This window comes from Tsuneonella sp. HG094, from assembly GCF_053819285.1.
Genome location: NZ_JBSORA010000001.1, coordinates 2337817 through 2356937 on the forward strand (window position 1 = coordinate 2337817; position 19121 = coordinate 2356937).

General features: G+C 60.9%; 19 protein-coding genes and 2 pseudogenes. 12 read left to right on the forward strand and 9 right to left on the reverse strand.

Annotation, left to right across the window (positions count from 1 at the left end; all coding sequences use genetic code 11):
- Window positions 1-48 precede the first annotated feature (48 nt).
- Entirely contained in the window at window positions 49-333 is a 285-nt protein-coding gene (locus ACWPMX_RS11650) for a DUF1330 domain-containing protein (RefSeq protein ID WP_455700166.1), read from the reverse strand.
- Between the two features lie 162 nt (window positions 334-495).
- Between ACWPMX_RS11650 and ACWPMX_RS11655 the strand changes: the two genes are divergently transcribed.
- The 9 genes from ACWPMX_RS11655 (at window position 496) to ACWPMX_RS11695 (ending at window position 11855) form a co-directional block, all read left to right on the forward strand.
- A complete protein-coding gene (locus ACWPMX_RS11655; protein WP_455700167.1) occupies window positions 496-1425 on the forward strand; it encodes a DMT family transporter in 930 nt (309 codons plus the stop codon).
- 136 nt (window positions 1426-1561) lie between these two features.
- A complete protein-coding gene (locus tag ACWPMX_RS11660; RefSeq protein ID WP_455700168.1) occupies window positions 1562-3184 on the forward strand; it encodes a long-chain fatty acid--CoA ligase in 1623 nt (540 codons plus the stop codon).
- 538 nt (window positions 3185-3722) lie between these two features.
- Window positions 3723-4361 carry a TetR/AcrR family transcriptional regulator gene (locus ACWPMX_RS11665; protein ID WP_455700169.1) on the forward strand — a complete coding sequence of 213 codons (639 nt, stop codon included), beginning with the start codon at window positions 3723-3725 and terminating at the stop codon, window positions 4359-4361.
- A 50-nt stretch (window positions 4362-4411) separates the two neighbouring features.
- Window positions 4412-5707 (forward strand): aromatic ring-hydroxylating oxygenase subunit alpha, encoded by a 1296-nt coding sequence (locus tag ACWPMX_RS11670; protein WP_455700170.1) that lies wholly within the window; start codon window positions 4412-4414, stop codon window positions 5705-5707.
- The gene (locus tag ACWPMX_RS11675; RefSeq protein ID WP_455700171.1) at window positions 5707-6222 is read left to right on the forward strand and encodes an aromatic-ring-hydroxylating dioxygenase subunit beta; all 516 of its coding nucleotides are present in this window, start codon (window positions 5707-5709) and stop codon (window positions 6220-6222) included. Before ACWPMX_RS11670 ends, ACWPMX_RS11675 begins: the two co-directional genes overlap by 1 nt.
- Before the next feature lie 83 nt (window positions 6223-6305).
- A complete protein-coding gene (locus tag ACWPMX_RS11680; protein WP_455700172.1) occupies window positions 6306-7394 on the forward strand; it encodes a thiolase family protein in 1089 nt (362 codons plus the stop codon).
- On the forward strand, window positions 7394-7765 hold the full coding sequence (locus ACWPMX_RS11685) for a Zn-ribbon domain-containing OB-fold protein (RefSeq protein ID WP_455700173.1): 372 nt from the start codon (window positions 7394-7396) through the stop codon (window positions 7763-7765). The genes ACWPMX_RS11680 and ACWPMX_RS11685 overlap by 1 nt, the downstream gene beginning before the upstream one ends.
- The gene (locus ACWPMX_RS11690; protein WP_455700174.1) at window positions 7716-9353 is read left to right on the forward strand and encodes a class I adenylate-forming enzyme family protein; all 1638 of its coding nucleotides are present in this window, start codon (window positions 7716-7718) and stop codon (window positions 9351-9353) included. The genes ACWPMX_RS11685 and ACWPMX_RS11690 overlap by 50 nt, the downstream gene beginning before the upstream one ends.
- A 126-nt stretch (window positions 9354-9479) precedes the next feature.
- A complete protein-coding gene (locus ACWPMX_RS11695) occupies window positions 9480-11855 on the forward strand; it encodes a TonB-dependent receptor (RefSeq protein ID WP_455700175.1) in 2376 nt (791 codons plus the stop codon).
- Window positions 11856-11922: 67 nt separating this feature from the next.
- Here ACWPMX_RS11695 and ACWPMX_RS11700 read toward each other — a convergent pair.
- From ACWPMX_RS11700 to ACWPMX_RS11715, 4 genes and pseudogenes are all read right to left on the reverse strand, one after another.
- Window positions 11923-12009 (reverse strand): annotated as a pseudogene (locus ACWPMX_RS11700) (YnfA family protein); the annotation flags it as partial.
- 35 nt (window positions 12010-12044) lie between these two features.
- Window positions 12045-12683, reverse strand: a complete 639-nt coding sequence (locus ACWPMX_RS11705; RefSeq protein ID WP_455700176.1) for a class I SAM-dependent methyltransferase — start codon at window positions 12681-12683, stop codon at window positions 12045-12047.
- 135 nt (window positions 12684-12818) lie between these two features.
- Window positions 12819-13043: an AlpA family transcriptional regulator gene (locus ACWPMX_RS11710; protein WP_455700177.1), complete on the reverse strand. Its 225-nt coding sequence runs from the start codon at window positions 13041-13043 to the stop codon at window positions 12819-12821.
- The gene (locus tag ACWPMX_RS11715; RefSeq protein WP_455700178.1) at window positions 13036-13527 is read right to left on the reverse strand and encodes a hypothetical protein; all 492 of its coding nucleotides are present in this window, start codon (window positions 13525-13527) and stop codon (window positions 13036-13038) included. Before ACWPMX_RS11715 ends, ACWPMX_RS11710 begins: the two co-directional genes overlap by 8 nt.
- Window positions 13528-13895: 368 nt before the next feature.
- Between ACWPMX_RS11715 and ACWPMX_RS11720 the strand changes: the two genes are divergently transcribed.
- From ACWPMX_RS11720 to ACWPMX_RS11730, 3 genes and pseudogenes are all read left to right on the forward strand, one after another.
- Window positions 13896-14210: a hypothetical protein gene (locus tag ACWPMX_RS11720; protein WP_455700179.1), complete on the forward strand. Its 315-nt coding sequence runs from the start codon at window positions 13896-13898 to the stop codon at window positions 14208-14210.
- Window positions 14211-14239: 29 nt separating this feature from the next.
- Window positions 14240-14527, forward strand: coding sequence for a type IV conjugative transfer system protein TraL (gene traL / locus ACWPMX_RS11725; RefSeq protein ID WP_455700180.1), 288 nt, complete (start codon window positions 14240-14242; stop codon window positions 14525-14527).
- A gap of 13 nt (window positions 14528-14540) precedes the next feature.
- Window positions 14541-14939 (forward strand): annotated as a pseudogene (locus tag ACWPMX_RS11730) (TraE/TraK family type IV conjugative transfer system protein); the annotation flags it as partial.
- A 63-nt stretch (window positions 14940-15002) separates the two neighbouring features.
- Here the strand turns inward: ACWPMX_RS11730 and ACWPMX_RS11735 are convergent.
- From ACWPMX_RS11735 to ACWPMX_RS11750, 4 genes are all read right to left on the reverse strand, one after another.
- Window positions 15003-15935 (reverse strand): ArdC family protein, encoded by a 933-nt coding sequence (locus ACWPMX_RS11735; protein WP_455700181.1) that lies wholly within the window; start codon window positions 15933-15935, stop codon window positions 15003-15005.
- Between the two features lie 259 nt (window positions 15936-16194).
- Window positions 16195-17061 carry an alpha/beta fold hydrolase gene (locus ACWPMX_RS11740; RefSeq protein ID WP_455700182.1) on the reverse strand — a complete coding sequence of 289 codons (867 nt, stop codon included), beginning with the start codon at window positions 17059-17061 and terminating at the stop codon, window positions 16195-16197.
- Window positions 17058-18440 (reverse strand): ABC1 kinase family protein, encoded by a 1383-nt coding sequence (locus ACWPMX_RS11745; protein WP_455700183.1) that lies wholly within the window; start codon window positions 18438-18440, stop codon window positions 17058-17060. The genes ACWPMX_RS11740 and ACWPMX_RS11745 overlap by 4 nt, the downstream gene beginning before the upstream one ends.
- A gap of 197 nt (window positions 18441-18637) precedes the next feature.
- A complete protein-coding gene (locus ACWPMX_RS11750; protein WP_455700184.1) occupies window positions 18638-19108 on the reverse strand; it encodes a MarR family winged helix-turn-helix transcriptional regulator in 471 nt (156 codons plus the stop codon).
- Between the last annotated feature and the right edge of the window lie 13 nt (window positions 19109-19121).

Genomic DNA, 19121 nt, shown 5'->3' on the forward strand with positions numbered 1-19121 from the left:
GGCAACGATCGGCGCGCCTAATTTCGACGCTGCCCCTCTTCGCCGGCGTCAACGGATCGCGAACACCTGGGAGTCGGTGCAAGCGATCCGTGCCTTCTTGAAGGGTTGATAGGCGGGATCACTCATAAAAGCATCGATGGCGGCCAACGATGGAAACTGCAGAATTATGACGTAGTCGGGCGCCGGCCTATCGCCCTCATACCGCCTGAATTGTTGTGACCTGCAGATCAGCTCTCCGCCATGTTTGCGCACCATCGGAGGGACCATCTCACCGTACTCGGCCAACCAAGCTGAGTCATGTGAGGTTATTTCGGCAACGAAGTATGCGGCCAAGGACAATTCCTTTTGTGGAGAGGATCTGCGAAAAAGAGGTGGCTTTGCGGCCCATGCGCTTCAAAGCAAAAGCCCCGTGACACCCCCCTCGTGTTAATATATGCAACGGAGAGCGCAATATGCAATCTTTGGGCAGCGCGAGGATGATCGAGAGGTCAGCGGTTGGAAGGGCACGACGCTTCGACGATGGCTGCGCGCGCGCGAGGGCCGGCCTTGTGGCGATCTCCCGCGCTGCTGCTTGTTCTGGCGTCGTTTTTCTGGTCTCTTAATCCTATTGTCGGGCGCGCGGCGAGAGACCTTCTCGAGCCCGTCTCGATCGCCTTCTGGCGCTGGGTGGTCGCGCTGGCTTTGATCATTCCGTTCGCGTGGAACCACATTCGCCGTGACCTGCGAACAGTCAGGCAAGCGTGGATGTTCCTGTCCCTTTTGGGCGCGGCCGGCCTGGGATTGTTTGCTTACTTGGTATACGCAAGTCTCCAGTTCACTACTGCTACGAATAACCTCCTGCTTCAGGCGACCATGCCCATTATGACCCTCGTAATGCCGGCAGTCATTTTCCGCGACCGCATCCCGCCAATTTATTTTGCCTGCGCCTTACTGTCGATCGCTGGCATCGTTTGGATCATGACTCGAGGCGACCCTGCAAACCTGCAATTGAGTGACCTCAATGTCGGCGATGTCCTCGCGCTCGCTGCGGTTTTTCTCTATTCCGCCTACGCAACGTTCTTGCGCAAGGCTCCCACAATTCACCACCTGACCCTGCTCAGCGTCCTTTTTGCGGTTGGTGCAGCTTCGCTAGCGGTGCCATACGGTATCCATCTGCTCACGCGGGGCGTTTCCTTGCCGCCTTTGGCAGCGGTTGCCTCCATCCTGTATGTCGGCATCTTTCCTTCGTTGGCATCGTACGCACTGTTCAATCGCGCGGTGGCGCTGATCGGGTCGTCGCGCGCGGGGATATACATGAATCTTCCTGCAGTATTCGGGGTCTTAATGGCGGTTCCTCTTCTTGGCGAAAGGTTCGAGTCCTATCACCTGCTGGGATCATTGATGGTGGTGGCATCGATATTGGCATCGCGGCGGGTCAAGGCCTGATGGTGCTATGCAGTCGCGCGCGACGCTTAATTGGGATCATTGAAATCTTTTGCGGCACGCCGGTTTGAATGATCAGTTTGCGTCGCGGTAATCGCCAACAGCCAACCCGATTGGTGTCGAAGCTTAGGAGGATCAGGTGCTCGAAGGATTGATGCAGCCAATTCCGCTGCAGATCAGCGGCATTGTCCGTTTCGCTGCCAAGGCGCACGGCACGCGCGAGATCGTCTCGCGGCTGGTTAATGAACCGCTGCACCGCTACGATTGGGCCGGGTGCGACTTGCGCGCGCGAAAAGCGATGCAGGCGTTGCTGCGACTGGGGGTGAGGGCCGGAGACAGGGTCTCCTCGCTCGCTTGGAACACACATCGCCACCTGGAACTGTTCTACGCTGTGCCGGGTATGGGTGGGGTGCTACACACCGCTAATCCGCGCCTGTCAGACGACCAGATCATCTATACCGTAGACCACGCGGGCAGCGCCGTCCTCTTGTTCGAGCAGAGCTTCGTGGAGTTGGTGCGACGCCTCCGGCCGCGACTGGAGAATGTGCGCCACTTCATCATGCTCACCGACCGCGAACGGTTCGATCCCTCTATTGCGGGGACGGTGGACTACGAGAGCCTGATCGGCGCGGAAGACGGTGCGCTCGATTGGCCCGTCTTCGACGAGAATGCGGGGGCGTTCTTGTGCTACACATCTGGCACCACCGGCCATCCGAAGGGAGTGCTTTACACCCACCGCTCGGTGGTCCTGCACGCCATGGCCGCAGGCCTGTCGAGCGCGTTCGGCTTCTCCTCGTTCGACGTAATTATGCCCTGCTCTTCGCTTTATCACGCGACCGCCTGGGGCTTGCCATTCACCGCCGCGGTCAACGGCTGCAAGGTGGTACTTCCGTGTGACAAGTTCGACGGCGCCAGCCTGCAGGAACTCATCAAATCGGAGGGCGTCACCTTTTCCGGCGGCGTGCCGACCATCTGGACTATGTATCTCGACTACCTCGAACGCACCGGCGAGGACGTGGGAGCCCTCAAGCAGCTCGTCATCGGCGGATCGGCGGTGCCGCGCGCAATGGCCGAGACCTTCGATCGACGTTACGGTGTCGCCGTGCGCCAACTCTGGGGCATGACGGAAACCAGCCCCCTAGGGGTTGTCGCCACCCCGACGCCGCGTCTGGCTGAGCATGGGCAAGAAGCTGTCGACGAGACCATCTGGACGCGACAAGGTCGGCTCCAGTTCGGAATCGAGCTACGTATCGTGGACGAAGCCGGAAACGAGCTGCCGTGGGATGGCGAAACTTCGGGCGGGCTGCAAGTGCGCGGGCCATGGGTAGTGGACCGCTATTACCCGGATATCCCGGCAGCGGGACCCGACGGCTGGTTCGACACGGGCGACATCGCTACTATTGACCCGCTGGGCTTTCTGCGACTGACCGATCGCGCCAAGGACGTGATCAAGAGCGGCGGCGAGTGGATCAGCTCGATCGATCTAGAAAACGCTGCCAGCGCGTGCCCCGGCGTGCGTATCGCGGCGGTGGTGGGCGTGCCGCATCCCAAATGGGAGGAGCGCCCGATTCTGATCATTGAGACACATCAAGGGCAGGCGTTGTCAGAAGAAGAGGTGCGCGCATTTCTCGAGGAGCGGACAATTCGCTGGTGGCTACCAGACGCCATCATGTTCGAACCGGTGCCGCTCACGGCGACAGGCAAAATCGACAAAAAAGCACTGCGAGCAAGATACAAAACGGCCTTGACGGGCATGGACTAATTTCTTCCGTGACCTAGGTTCACGCTCAACAAGCGCCGGTCCAATGACGATTAAATTACCCCTAGCTCGATGAGAAATCGTTTGTCGCCGTGATTGTAGCTTTTGAGCCCGTGAAAGCTCGACAACGCTACCTTCGACATGCCGTTAGCGCTTGTGACCGCTATGCACGCGAGTCGAGAGGCCGCCGCATAACAGCCTCGCATGACCGGCTAAAATACCATTGGCGGAACCTGATCGGCTGTTCAGCACACAGAAGAACTGACGCAGGGTCGCCACCCATTATGACATACCAGCGCATCCTACCATGTCTCGTCGCCCTCGACCCAGTCAATCTCTGGGTACCCTTGGTCCACGAAGCATCGGTAGACCTGACGTCGAGCCAACGTGCCAAAGCCATTTAGAGTTTCGTCGCTTTCTCGAAGCCGCAAAGGATGGGTTCGGCTAACCATGCCGGTGATGTTTGACCTGCTTCCCTTGCCAATCATATGGTCGTCTTTTAGCTCCGTGAAGATCCCACCATTAATCAGAATTGGATATTATGAACCGTTCCCGTACGAGAGGAACCGAGGAAAAAACTCGGGCGGACGATTTCGTTAAGAGTGCGTCAGCGCTGTTCGCCAAGCGTGGTTTCGATCGAACTTCGGTCCGCGAAATCGCCCAAGCGCTAGGCGTAGCTTCGGGCACATTGTTCTATCATTTTGAATCCAAAGAGGATCTTCTCGAAGCAATCATCAACAAGGGAATCGCGGACGGTTACCAGCGGGCGAGCGAGGCTTTGGCTGATACTCCATTGGGCCCTCTGTCGCGTTTGTTGGCCTTGGCCTCATCGCATATTGAGGTCGTTCATGGGGAGCTTAGGCACGTCCACCAGGTTTGGATAAGAGAATGGGGCCGCCTCAGTCCGAAGGCTCAAGAGCGCATGCGTCCGACAGCTCACAAATATCGCGACTTGCTCGACTCAGTACTGGTCGAGGTGCAGCAAGCGGGATACCTCAAAACTGATCCGACAATGACGAGACACCTCATGCTGCCAGCATTGAATTGGACTATATCTTGGTCGCGCGCATCGACGAACACTGCTCGTCGGAATCTTGCTCGGCAGCTTTGCGCGGCCTCGCTAAACCTGCCTTTGGAATCTTTCCTGACCCTATTGAAAGCTGAACACCCTCAAACTTGACTGAGCGCTCGATCAAATGCTAGGGGTACGCCTAACAAGGAAGGTGCGCCATGCGTCAGGATCCAATCGTCTCCCAAAATCCAAATTATCGCGAACTCATCCTCTCCGACCGGATCCACGGTTCGCTGTACGCTGATCCCGCTATCTACGAAGACGAGATGCAGCGCATTTTTCGTGAAGGGTGGGTATTCGTATGTCATGAGTCGGAAATTCCGAAGCGCGGAGACTTCGTGCGGCGGCGCATTGCTGGCGATCCGATCGTAGCTGTCAGAACGGGTGCTGACGGCGTCAATGTGTTCGTCAACCGCTGCGCACATCGCGGCAACCTTCTGTGCTCGGAGGACAGCGGATCGAAGCGGGCTATCGTCTGCAAATATCATGGCTGGGCTTACGATCTCCAGGGCAAGCTGGTGGATGTTCCATATCCCGCAGGTCAAACAGGCGACCGGGAGCAGCTTGGGCTCAAATGCCTGCCGCGGATTGACAGTTATCGTGGATTTTACTTTGCAAGCTTCAGCGCAGAAGGGATTTCCCTCGCCGAGCATTTAGGTCATGCGACCCAATTAATCGACCGCGCGTGTGAGATGTCGCCGACTGGCAAGCTAAAGCTCGACGGCGGCTGGGTGCAGCATCGGTTCCGCTCGAACTGGAAAATGCTGCCCGAAAACGATGTCGATGGGTACCATGTCAACTTTGTCCATCCCTCGTTTGCGCAGGCCATTCGTTCGAACTACGACGCGGCCGCTTTCCAGAACCAAGAGGAAGATCTCGTCGCGGAGGCCCGCTACTGGGGCATGGGACACACCGAGATCGACTTCAGCAAGGCCTACACGTCTCCGCTGGAATGGTTCGGCTGCCCCGAAGCCAGATTTCCAGCTTACATCGAAGACATGAACCGGGTTTACGGCGAAGAGCACGGGCGCCGTAAGGTGACCATGGGCCCGCCGCACGCCTGCATATTTCCAAATCTCTTCCTCGGCGAAGGTAATATCGGAATGTTCGAGCCGATCAGCGTCGATGAATGCATTCATTGGCACACTCCGCTATTGCTCGAAGGTGTCGACGACGCCATCAATGATCGGCTGAAGCGTCAGTCGGAGGGGGCAATGGGCCCGGCCGCGTTTCTCCTTGCGGACGATGCAGTAATTGCCGAGCGCACCCAAGAAGCGCTGGGTCGTTCCGGCGGTTGGCTTGATTTGAGCAGAGGTCTCGAGCGCGAACACAAGGACGGCGAGACGGTGGTCGGCCATCTTACCGATGAGGTCACCAATCGAGGTTTCTGGCATCATTATCGCGCTGTTATGAGCGGCGAACATCCGGTGCAGCGTCTGGAACGCGCCGCGTGATGGTTGCTGTGGAGCGGCGGCCGGGCGTCAGCGAAGTCGACCGGCGAGAAATTGCCAACTTCATCGCTCTAGAGGCGATGTTGGCAGACGAATCGCGTTATTCGGAATGGGAGGCCCTAGTCGACGACGACATGGTGTATTGGGTGCCGACGCTTGAAGGCGCAAAGCATCCTCCCGGTAAGAAGATCGCGATCATTTACGACAACCGCTCGCGCGTTGCGACGCGCATTCGGCAACTCAACACTGGCAAGCGACATTCGCAGGTGCCGGCGTCGCCGATGGTGCGTGTGCAGAGCAACTTCCACATTGAAACGCTTGGGGACGGGGTATTTTCTGTCAAGTGCAGCCAAGTGCTGCACGAGTACAGAATTCAGTCGACTCGCGAGCTCTACACTTGGCCGGGGCGCGTGGAGTATCGCTTGCGGCGCGGTTCCGAGGGAATGAAGATGTTTTTTAAAGCGGTCTACCTGGTCACTGCCGCGGATGCCCTGCCCGGCTTGCCATTTCTGATCTAGTGGCCGCACGCAGGCCTCTCGCCGCGATCGCAGGGCTCGGTTTCAGCGCACTTTCGCGCAAGCCCGGTCCGATGCCCCGAACCTTGGCGGGTGATGCGGTTCGCGACGCGGTCGCGGATGCGGGGCTTTCGCTCGCCGACATAGACGGCCTGTTGCTCAACCGCAGTCCGGTAGAACCCTCGGAAACGCTTCCGTTGGGTGTCCAGGAAGATCTCGGGCTGCGCAACCTTGGCTTGCTCGCTTCAATCGAAGCCGAAGGGTCTTCGGCAGCGCAGATGATCCAGATCGCGGCGCTGGCGGTGAGTGCGGGTATGGCGAACCGCGTCGCCTGCGTTTTCGCCGACGCGCCAATCGCGCACAACGTCAACGCTGGCAAGGCGTTCGCGATTCCCATACCCATCACCGGCATTCCCGCGTGGGAAGAGGAAATCGGCCTGCTGGGCGCCACAGCCGCGTTCGGCTTTGTCGCGGCCCGCTACGCGGCGCTCTACGGCGCCGGTGATCGGCATTTTGGGGCCTGGGCGATCGCCGAGCGTGCCTGGGCCGCCGGGAACGATCGCGCTTTTCTCAAGACCCCGCTGACAATGGAGGACTACTTGGCTTCACGCTGGATCGCGAAACCGCTTCGGGTGTTGGACTGCGCTTACCCGGTCAACGGCGCCGTTGCCTTCGTCGTCACGCGAAACGACCAGCAAAGCGGGCCACCCCCCCCGGTTTTCATTCACGGCATGGGCCAAGGTCATTCCGGCTGTCCGCCGATGGCGTCGCTCGAGCCTGAATTCGACAATGGCGCGGAGCAAGCCGGCAAGATCGCCTACGCGATGGCCGGAATCGGCGCGAACGATGTGTCCAGCGCGCAATTCTATGCGCCGTTTACGTGTTCGGGAATCGCCGCGCTTGAAAATTACGGGTTCTGCAAGCGTGGCGAGGGGGCTGCGTTCGTCGCTGATGGACAAACCGCGCCGGGCGGCAAACTTCCAGTCAACACCGGCGGAGGGATGCTATCGGGCTATTACCTGCAAGGGGCGACACCACTGGCCGAAGCAGTGATCCAAGCGCGAGGGCACGGGGGCGATCGCCAGGTCGCCAACGATGTCGTCCTGGCAACGGGGCTAGGCGGACGGCAACAACATCACGCGGCCGTGATCCTGAGCCCGCATCAGAGTTTGTGATGGGCTCGGATAATTTCGCCATGAGGCATCGCGATCTCTTTCGCGCGGGTTTGCGAGAAGGGGAATTGAGGGTCCAGAAATGCGCGTCGTGCGGTACTGTCGCGGCCTATACGGCGCGCTGCTGCGGAGCTTGTCAGTCCGTAGATCTTCACTGGAGCGCCGCCAGTGGCCTGGGAAAGCTGCGCTGCACGGTGGAAGTAACGGCCTCGTTCATTCCCGAGCATCCCGCGCCATATCTCTTGGCGTCGATCGAACTGGACGAGGGGCCGCACATAATCGCCCGCTATCAAGGGGCACCGGCGAACGAGGATGGAAAAACCGATGTCAAAGCTCAGTTCTTCGATGGACAGCTGCTTTTCGCCGCGATCTAGCCAACCGATCGAGACCTTGCTCCCCCGCGACTTGGTCGCCCGCTGCGGCAAGCATTATCCCAAAAAGGCCGCGTACCAATCGGCCACCGGTGCCCGCAGCTGGTCACAGGTCGCTGACCGCGCGTCGCGACTGGGGGCGGCCATGCAAAGCCTGGGCATCGGCAAGGGCGACGCGGTCGGCATGCTCGCGGGCGAGCACGTCGAGGTTTACGAGCATTTTTTCGCCTGCCTGCAGATCGGCGCGATCCGCGTAGGCATCAACCGCCGGCTAGCTCCGCGCGAGTTGATTCATGTGATCCGCGATTCGCGAATAACGGCGCTCTTCGTCCATCGCGACTGCCTGGATGTCCTAGACCAACTGCGCGGGGACGGCGGTCTGCCCGAACTCACCCTCGTCGGGCTGGGCGCTGATCACGGGCTACCATGCGATTTCGAAGCGTTAATTTCGCAAGGCCGAGAATCGCCGGACGTGGTTCCCATCGAGCCCGGCCACCCCGCGTTTTACTCTTACACCTCGGGAACCACAGGTTTGCCCAAAGGGGTCGTACTCACGCATCACGGGCTGCGCGCGACGATTCCGCACGCCGCCTCGATGTTCGGATTTAACGGCGACGACATCTTTTATCACGCCACTTCCAACGCGTGGGTTGCCATCGTGCTTGGGGTGCTGGGGCTGGCCAACGGCATGACCACGGTCTTGCCGGACGGCTTCTTCGACTTGAACGATCTGTTCGACGATCTCGAACGGCACCGCTGCTCCATCGCGCTCCTGGCGCCTACCATGCTCAGGTGGGCCATCGACGCTCGCAAGTCGAGTGCGCACGACCTGTCCACGTTACGGATGATCGCGTTCGGATCGTCGCCGTCCACGCCGGCGCTGATCAAAGAGGCGAGCGAGACATTCCGGTGCGATCTTCTCAACTGTTATGCGATGACCGAAACGACTTGGGGCGGGGTCTCGTTCATGCTGCCCGCTGACATCCGCCGAGGGCTCACGGACCGTCCTGACTTGCTGAATTCAGTGGGACAGATTGGGACGCTGTTCGACATAAGCATCCGCGACGATCAGGGGCGCGAAGCCGCGCCCGGCGAAGCTGGCGAAGTATGGCTTAAGAGCGAAGCGAACATGCTCGAATATCTGAATCTTCCGGCTGAAACCGAGCAGGTCGTCTCCGGCCCGTGGATGCGCACCAACGACATCGGGCGGGTCGACAGCGAGGGATTTCTCCATCTCCTCGATCGCCGTAAGTTCATGATCATCAGCGGAGGGATCAACATTTATCCGGTCGTCGTTGAAGCAGTGCTGTCGGAGCACACCTCGGTCGCGGAAAGCTGTGTTATCGGGATACCGCACCCAGTGTGGGGGGAAGCCGTGGTCGCGATCGTTCGCCTACGGAGCGATGCCACTCTCGAAGCTGACGCGCTACGCGAGTTTTGCCGAGGAAAGCTTAATCAGGTTCAGATCCCCAAGCACTTCCTCTTCTGGGACGACGATCTTCCGAGGACGGTCACCGGGAAGATGCAGAAGGCGAGCGTGCGGGCGAGCATCATTGAACGTCCCGACCTAATCCCCTGGACTATCGACTGAGTGCCGCAAATGCCAAGGGTTTCGGCATGTCCGGTCGTGCCCCCAATAGCCCCCAAAATTTGATTGAGCGATCGGTCAAATTGCGATAGTGCTGATTCGGACGTCATCAGAACGTCGAACGGGGAGATGGCTATGGTGTTCTTGCGGCCCTCGGCCACCACAGTGGCTTTTCTGGGCTTGGTTGTGTCGACCGATTACGCGATGGCGCAAACCCAGACGGCCGAAGATGCAGCCGATCAGTCCAGTCAGAGCGACGGCATCGCGGAGATTGTCGTCACCGCGCAGAAGCGAGCCGAGAATCTCCAAGACGTGCCAGTTGCGGTCACCGCCTTCGGGGGCGACGCCCTCGAGCAAGCCAACATCAAGGCGCTCGAGGATATCCAGGGGCGCGCACCGGGCCTGGTCATCAATTCCTTCAGCCCTGGCCAGCCCGAAGTGGCGATCCGCGGGGTCGGTACCAAGGAGGACGGCGCCGGCGCTTCCGACTCAACCTTGATCATGGTCGATGGCGTCTACTTCGCCACGCGGACAGCTACCAATATCGACATTTTCGACCTCGAGCGTCTCGAAGTTCTGCGTGGACCGCAGGGCACTTTGTTTGGCAAGAACGCGATTGCCGGCGTCGTGAATTACGTTACCCGCAAGCCCACGATCGGCGACTTCGAGTTCAAGGTTCGCCAGACAGTCGGGAATTTTGGCACGTTTGACACAGCGGCAGGCGTCAACATTCCGCTTGGCGATGCAGCGGCCGCGCGACTCTCGATGAGCCGCCGTGACACGGACGGCTTTCTCACCCGGGTCAACGTCGGCACTCCCGCTGTCCCCCTCGGCACCGAGGACGACGATGACATCGGTTTTGCCGAGCGCTTCTCCTGGCGCGCCGCTGTGAGATGGGAGGCCACCGAAAGGACGTCGGTGCTGCTTTCACTGGACGGCGCGGATGACAATTTCGGCACGGACAACCGCGAGCCAGTCGGCTCCGCCGGGCCATTGCACAACTGTGGCTGCGCCTCTGATCCAATGGCAGTCAACAGTGCGATTGGCGGTACCGTCGGGAAGAATGGTGGTGTTTACAGTTACGCCGGAGAGGAGCTCGGCTTTTCCAAGCGCAACATCGTCGGCGGGATGGCGCAGCTCGACCATGAGATGGACTTTGCCACGCTGACCGTTCTGGGAGCGTTTCGCAATTCCAAATTCAAGAACGTGCTTGATTCGGGTGGGCTGCCGCCCAGCCCCGTGGTCGACCTGACCGGATCGCATGGCAATCCCAACCTGCTTTTGCTTGGTCCCGCCACGAACGGTTTCACCTTCGACAACGTCGATGTCATCGATGAGAAGGCCACGCAGTACACGGGCGAAGTCCGGCTTACGTCGCCGGAGGCCGAGCGGTTTCGATGGGTCGCGGGCATCTTTGGCTCGATCGAGGATATCCAAAGAACCGAAGGGGTCGGCTTTCCTGCGCTGTCGGATCAATCGCTGGTCGCGAGTTTCGTTGCTGCCAACATGGACTTCCGCGGCAAAGGCGTTGCCGGCTACGGACAGGCCACCTTCGAACTCACCGACACGCTGTCGCTTACCGGTGGCGCGCGGTTGTCCTATGAGAACAAGCGGATCATCGCCTCCAATGTGGTCACTTCCTCGCCCAACGTGCTCCTTATCCTGAGACCTTTTCCGCCTACTCGGGGCGAAGATAGCTGGAGCAACTTTTCGTGGCGTCTTGGCGCGGAGTACCGACCCAACCCGGACGTGATGATCTTCGGCGCAGTCTCCACCGGCTTCAAGAGTGGCGGGTTCACCGGAACCGCCACCACTGCGGCTCGCGCCACGACATCGTTCGATCCTGAAGAGGCCACCAACTACGAGCTCGGGGCGAAACTCGATTTGTTCGAACGCAGGTTGCGGCTCAACACTTCCGCTTTCTATCTCGACTACAAGGATTTGCAGGTCACCCGCTTCTTCCAGCCGCCGACGTCGGGCTTTGGTGAATTCATCACCGAGAACGCCTCCAATGCCGTGATTAAGGGCATTGAGGTCGAATTGACCGCCAAGCCTCTCGAGTTTCTGGAACTCGGCGGAAGCTACACGTATCTTGACGCTAAGTATAAGGATTTCTTCGGCACGCCCGATATCAGCGGTGCCGGCGATTTCTCCAATAATCGTATGCGTCAAGCTCCCGAGAACTCGTGGAGCGCGTACGCGCAGTTATCGCATGAACTGGCGTCAGGCGATTTGTTGACAGCAAATGTCAGCGGACGTCACCAGGACATAGTGTTCACCAACGCAGATAACAATCCGCTTGACGTCATTCCAGGGTACACTCTGATTGAGGCTTGGATTTCTTGGAGGAGTCCGAGTCGCAAGTGGGAAGTTCAGGGCTGGATGAAGAATATCGGCGACACGGCGTATCGTACACACGTTTATACCCAGCGCGGAAACCGCATCGCTTTCGGGACATTCGGAGCACCGCGAAGCTATGGGCTGACAATTTCGTACGAGTATTGACGGCTGACAATCACTCGTCCTTCTGAAAATTTCGTGCGTCCCCGGTGTTCGCTCTGTGGAATCAAGGTGACCGGTCGAGCTTCAGCCATGCCCAGAACGCGAAGCATCCGGCGATCTCTGCCAAGGCTGCGGCGAGATAGATGAGATAGGTCATGCGCCATCCTTCGCATGGCGCCCGGTGCACGACAATCAATGGTCGCGAACGAGGTGGGTCCGCTTGCGGAACGCGCACCAGGTGAAATTCTGGGTCGACCCCCACGGTGTCGTGTGCACCTCGCGCCAGTTATCGAGCAGCGCATAGCTCGCTTCGAATTCCGCTTGCAGGCCCGGCGCATCATAGCGCTGGACCGGCAACCCGCTGCATTTGTCCGGTCCGTCCAGCGCGAAGGTCGCGATGAGAAAGAGCCCGTCTTCCGACAACCCCCTGGCCAGGGCTTCCTTGTAGGCTCGGCGCTGCTCAACGCCGGTCAGGAAATGAAATACGGCGCGGTCGTGCCACACCTCCCACTGGCGAGACGGGCGCCAGTCCGTGACATCGGCACATATCCAGTCCACTCGCGAGGAAGCATTGCCTATCCTGTTCCTAGCCACCGCTAGTGCGGATTCCGCGAGATCGAGGACGGAAAGGTCGGTCCAACCGCGCCCGAGCAAGCTGTCGACAAGCGAGGACGCGCCGCCCCCGATGTCGATGAACGATTGATCGGATCGCGCACCGAACCTGTCGATGGCATCCAGTGATGGCTGCGGTTCGGCCTGGTACCAACTGACCTGCGCTTCATCCTTGCTCCGGTAAACCGAATCCCAATGCGCGTCCGCGGCCTCGTTCACTTGCAGTCCTTAGTCTGAACTTTCGAGAAGGTCAGAGTATAGGCTCGGCGGTCGTGCGGTGCCAGCCGTTGGTCTTGCGGGACAGCTCGGTGCCAGGAAGCTCACAGAAGGAACCCTCGTCCAGCCGTTTTCGGGCTAGAGTTTTGCGACCAAGCGACCGGCGATCCATTCTGTGATCTCGTCCTCGGTCCAGGCGACGGCATAGCCGCCAAGCCGGACCGGCTTCGGAAACCTGCCCTCGGTCATCCAGCGGTAGATTGTCGAACGGCCAAGTCCAACACGATGCTGCACCTCGGGCAGGCGGATGAGTCGGGTTACATGGTGCACCTCGGCCGCGCCCTTGCCGACAGCTTCACCCATGATGACCTCCGTGGACGCCGGCAAAGACATCGCCGAGCAGGGCGTCCTTGCGTTCGAGTTCCGCGATGTGGTCGGAGAGAAGACGGGCAACGCGGTGCGCCGTACCCCTGGCCCAGCGCGGCTTCACATCATGGACCTGATTGCCAAGAACCCGCTCGAGCGCTGACGGCAGTTCGCCACAGAAGTCCTCGAAGAACTGCGCGAGATCCGACTGGAGCCAGGCGACCGCCTGCTCGCCGCCGCTGACGAGAAAGAGCAGCAGGTGCGCATGAGGCGCAGCGCCGCTCGCGGCGAGAATGCGCAAGGCCTCGCCAAGGCTGGCAGAACGCTCGCCAGCCAGGACGCGGCGAAGAACATCCTTGTGGATCTGCGCGTCGCGCGCGATGTCGCAGCGCGCGCGGCCGCTGGCTTCGACGGCCGCTAGCAGCAGCCGGGCGAAGTCGGCGCGAACCTGTCGTTCGGCCAGGAGCGCCATGTCGGTCATCGTCGAATCCTTTCGTAACTGGTGATCGACTCGACAGCTACAGCGAAGGAAACGTGTAGGAAAACGAAAAGAACATTAAGCGAACATAGAGGAAGAAGCGAATCGGCTTCCCACCTTGATTCGCGCGGATTCCATCCGTTGCATCGCAGTTTGCGGCACGCTTCACGCGGAATGCGGCCAGCCGGGCGCGCCTGACAGCCTGATGGGCGCTAAGCCCGGCTCGGTGCCTCGCCGATGTCGCTTTTTGCTTGGCGAGTGTGGGTCAAACGCATTCGGCGGTTTCCTACACTCCGGTTCCGAGGCGAGGAATGAACATACAGCGAACATGCTCGCTGGTTCGATGTTCAACCTTCCCGGAGTTCCTCCCGATGATCACCAAGCCGCTCAGCGCCGCCCGCCCCCGGAGCCGCAACTACATCCTTCCCGCCATTGTAGCGCTCGCTTGCGCCGGTGCCGCCTATGCCGGCGCCGACACCACTTTCGATCCGGCGCTGCAGAAGTTCACCGACTTCCTCGAAGGCTCGGGCGGCAAGATCATCACCGTCATGTCGCTCGCCGGCGGCCTCATCGCGCTGGCCTCGGGACGCTTTGCGCTCGGTCAGGTGGCCGTGCCGGTGGGCGTCGGGATCGGCGTCGGCACCGGCGTGCCGATCGTCACCTCGGTCGTGACCGCGGTCATCTGACAGCGGTCTAACGGCAGGAGGGCGGCATCATGGCCGACAGGTACCTTGTTCCACGGCGGCTCGACGATCCGGAGCTCATCGGCTTCTGGACCATCGACGAGTTCGCGGGACTTCTCGTCCCGTTCGCATGGGGCATTCTCGCGCAGCACATCATCATCGGCACGGGCCTTTCGGTCCTGACCTGGTTCGCCCTGCGGAAGGCGAAGTCAGGCAACGCTGGGTCGAAACTGGTGCATGCTGCCTACTGGTACCTGCCCGGGAGCTTCCTGGGACTGAAAGCCACGCCGCCCTCCCATTGCCGCCTGCTGGCCGGCTGAGGGGAGGACAGACATGCAAACCGAATTCGCGCACGCTCAGGCACAGCGATATCTCGCGCAGCGCAACCGCTTCGTGGGCTTGAGCACGGTTCTGGCAGCAACCAGCGTGCTGGGCATCGGGGCCGCGATCACCCGCGACGAACAGGTGGTTCTCGTGCCGGTCACCGCCGAGACGCTGACGGTTTCGAGCGGCGGGATCGATACGCACTACCTCGAGCTCGTCACCCGCGACACCGCGCTGATGCTGCTCAACCGGGCGCCCGAAAGCCTCGACTACTGGATGGAGCAGATCCTGAAAGTGGCCGATCCGGCGGCGCACGGCCGCCTCAAGGCCGAGCTGGTCAAGATCGTCGACGAGCAGCGCGGCTCCGACGTCAGCCAGGCCTTCGTGATCCGCGCGATGCGCGTCGACATTACGGAAGGCGACGATTGCGCCCGACGGATAGCTTACGGAGCGTCCCATAACCCACCTCCCTCAAGCCGCTTCGGCGAGATCGGCTGTCGCAGCCTCGCTTCCGGCACCCGAACGCCCTCCAAGTCTCAGGATGAGGCTCGCAGCCTCTTCTGCCTTGGCGGCTGCGGTCAACATGGCCCGATCGTCTGATTTCAGAAGCTCGAGCCAATGCGCGATGTAGCTCGCATGATGGTCGAGGTGCGCGACTGGCAGGCCGAGCTCGGCGCCCAGGATCGCGGCGGACAGCTCCGCCACCAGCTCCTCGGCCGCGTAGGATTCGCTTCCGAAGCGGTTCTTGAGATCGCGGCCGAGACGAGAGCCATGCCCGGTCCAGTGCGAGAATTCGTGCGCCAACGTTGCATAGTAGTGATCGTAGCCATCGAACAACAGAGCCGGCGGCATCGTAATCCGATCCAGAATCGGCTCGTAGTACGCTTCCGATCCCTGGTGCCGAACTTCCGCCCCCGCCCCTGAAAAGAACGCGTCGAGCCGCTCTTCCCGTCCCGCAGGCTCGACCGGTTCTAGTTCAAGCTTCGCACGATACATCTCGGGCAAGCCATCGCACTGGTCGGCGTTGAAGACTGCGTAGGCCCTGAGAACACGCCGGTTCTCGGTGCCTTCTTCGCCATCTTCGCGTTCCACCTCCTTGTCGTAGCTCTTGTAGAAGATCGCGATCGTCGACTTCTCGCCTTTGCGGACCTGCCCGCCCAGCTTCTGGCACTGCCGGTAGGTCATCCAGTAAGGCGCTAGGAACCCCGCAGCCTCGGCGACCATCCAGAGCCAGAAGGTGTTCATGCCCCGATATGGCGTGCCGCAGCTGCGCAGCGGTCGTGATACCGAAACCCCGCGCCATGGCTTAACCCATGGCCTGGTCCCCTGCTCGAGTTTGTCGATGATCGCAGCCGTGATTTGTGCGGCGGGGGACTGCCCGCCGCGGCGTGCAAACTTGGACATGGTGTATCTCCTGACTGCTGGGACGAAACCGTCCCGGGGCAATCAGAAGAAGCCCTCTTTCCTCTCACGATGACGCATGGCCGCTTCGCGCCCTAATCCCGGTCATCCGAGCATTCCTGCCGAGATACCCATAGCTGCCGTTCGAAAAGCGCCGTGGGAACAGTCTTGCGTACTCAATTTAACGATTACCGCAAGCTGTTCGTGAGAACGCGAGCGCTTGTGATCGATGATTGTATTCATCCATCCATTCAGGTGTCACTCAACAGTGCGTGCAAGACAAAAACTGCAGAATGGCGTTTCCGAACGCTTCATTGTCGTCGCCGGCGACCATGTGCGATGCACCTGCTATGTCGCTGAACTGCGCATGCGGCACGAGGTTGAGGAACTCGGCCGCGCCCTGTGGGGAAACAATATCGCTAGACCCGCCCCGGACAAGATGGACGGGTGGCGCAAGGCGCGAGGCCGCTGCTGTCAGTTCGGTCAACGCGCTGGGAAACCCCTCGTCCGGTGCGCGTCCCCGGGTAACGTTGTCGATGAAGGCGGGATCCCAATGCCAGTAAAAGCGGCCATCATCGGCGTGCCGCAAATAATTTTTCAATCCCCCCGCGTTTGTCCGTCGGGCTCGGTGCGGCAGATAATCTGCGATAGCTGCAGCAGCATGCGCAGGAGAGCTGAAGCCCTCCTTCGCGTGCTGAGACATGAATCCGAGTACTCGCGCCACACCGCCCGATTCCATCTGGGGTGTAATATCGACCAAGGTGAGAGACGCGAATGTGCCGGGAGCAATTCGGCCCTCAGCGACGAGGCCCGCTAAACCGCCCAGCGACGCGCCAACCAAGGCCGGCTTGCGGCCCAGGCTGTTGGCCGCAATGATCAGATCCTTGGCAAAATCGTCGATATCGTAACTGCCCCCAGGCGCCCACGGACTCTCCCCGTGTCCGCGCAAATCAAGTGCGATTGCCCGGAAGCCTGCATCGGCCAGCTTGGCGCTGACCTTGCGCCACGCCCGGCGGGTCTGACCGCCCCCATGGGCAAGCAATACGGGCATTCCCGCCGCTGGGCCGATGACGCTTGCGACGAGTTGGAGATCGCCGGCGCCCGGGACCAGGATGCGGTCATCGATCATGTCTTTTTGAACCGCTCCAGAACCAGGATCGCCACCGCGCAAAGAGCGCAGATGCCGGCCAGGATCGCCGACCCATCGGCCAAGATCGCCCCTGCGATGACGAGCGAGGCGGGAATCATCTCCATCGAGCGTCGGGCTCTCATGCCGACGCACTTGCGCATCTGGGCTAAATCCTGGGGATCGAGGCTGATGGGCAAGCGGCCATTGCGCCCGACCCGTTCAAGATTGGCGATAATCTCGGGAGCCCCCGTCAGGATCCGGAACAAAATCGATGCGGTTCGCCGGGCGTTCCCGCTTAGCGTGGCGAAGCTCGCCCGTTCGAGCAGCAGTTGCCTTGCGATCGGGGCGAGCTCGGTGGTGATATCGAACTGCGGATCCAGTCGCCGAACGAACCCTTCCGCAGTCAGCAGGGTCCTCAACATGAGCGCTAGATCGCCGGGAAGAGCGAGCTGGAACGTCCGCAGCAGTTCGAAGACGTCGGCAAAGATTCCAGACAGTTCGATCTGGTCGAGCAGGGTGTTCTGGAATTTTCGGATCAGCTTGAGCAGCGCTGCCTTGAGCGCTTCGCGATCGACTGGCGGGTGTCCCGCCCAATGCAGAAGAACCTCGACCAGATCGTCGGCATCGTCGCCGGCAATGGCGAGCGACATCCTGACAAGCTCGTCGCGCCGTTCGGGCAGCAGAGTGCCTACCGCCCCGAAATCGATAAACACCAGCGCTCCATCACGGCGTATCAGCACGTTGCCGGGATGCGGGTCGGCATGGAACCGGCCGTTGAAGATGATCATGCTCAGTACGGCCCGCGCATAGGCGCGAGCGGCCGCAGACAGGTCGACTCCCGCCTTGGCCAGAGCGTCGAGATCGGTCGCCGGGATGGCATCGACCCGTTCCTGCACGTTGAGGCTGCGTCCGGTGACCTCATCATCGAACCGCGCCGTCTCGACGCCGCATTTGGACAGGTAGGCGCCAATCTCCTCGCTCGCGCGCGCCTCTGCGCCCAGGTCCATTTCGCGGTCCAGACTTTCCGCGAAGAAGCGTAGCAGCTCGTCGGGTTTTTGCCGCGCCAGCGGGCTGGCGCGCTGAGCCAGCCGGGCGATGCGGCGCAAGATGCGCATATCGGCGTCGACGACTTCCTCGATACCAGGGCGCCTGATCTTGACGATGACCGGCGTGCCGTCGCTCCGGATGCCCCCGTGCACCTGGGCGATGGAACCTGCGGCGATCGGCTCCTCGTCGAGCGACCGAAAATACCGGTCGTGGTCCTCGCCCAAGGCAAGCGTGATCGGGCCGCGGATCTGCTCGAAAGGCACGCCGGGGACGCGGTCCTGAAGGCGGGCCAGCGCGCTCGTCCATTCCGGGCCCAGCAGGTCGCTGCGCATGGCGAGGATTTGACCAAGCTTTACCGCGACCGGCCCCAGCTCGCGGAGTGCATCGACAAGCGCCTCTGGTCGGGTCGGTGATGCATCCCCTTTGGGTCGGGCGATCCCAAGCGACGCCCCTATCCCGCCGAGCCCGTGGCGACCGAGTACGGCGACCACCTGAGCGAGCCGCCGCCTGTCTCCGATCTTCGAAGCCATCAGGGGGTATTCTCGCGCACGTTGGCGCTGACACGCTCGAGCAGCGCCAACAATTCCTGTTTCTGCTGCGGGGGGATTCCCGCCCAAAGCCTTGCGTGGGTCAGGTCGGCGGCCCTCCTGAGATCGGGCAAGATCCCTTCGACTTTGGTGGTCAATACAAGCTGCCAAGCCCGGCCGTCTGCAGGATCGCGGCGCCGTTCGATGTACCCCTGCTCGGTCAGCGTGCTGACGGCGAGGCCGATCGTCGCCGACTCCAGCTCGAGCCGTTTGGCGATGTCGGCCTGGTTGAGCGCCGGGTCCTTGATCAGTTGGGCCAGCAGGCGCCACTGGGTGCGGTTGAGACCCAAGGGTTGAGCCCGCTCGTCGAAGCCCTTGCGGGCCGCGCGGCTTATTTCGTCCATCAGGAAGATCGCCCGATCATCGTCGGTGAGGACATTGCCGATGGCGAGCGTAGACGCCTCGTTGGTCATGCCCAAAACCCTA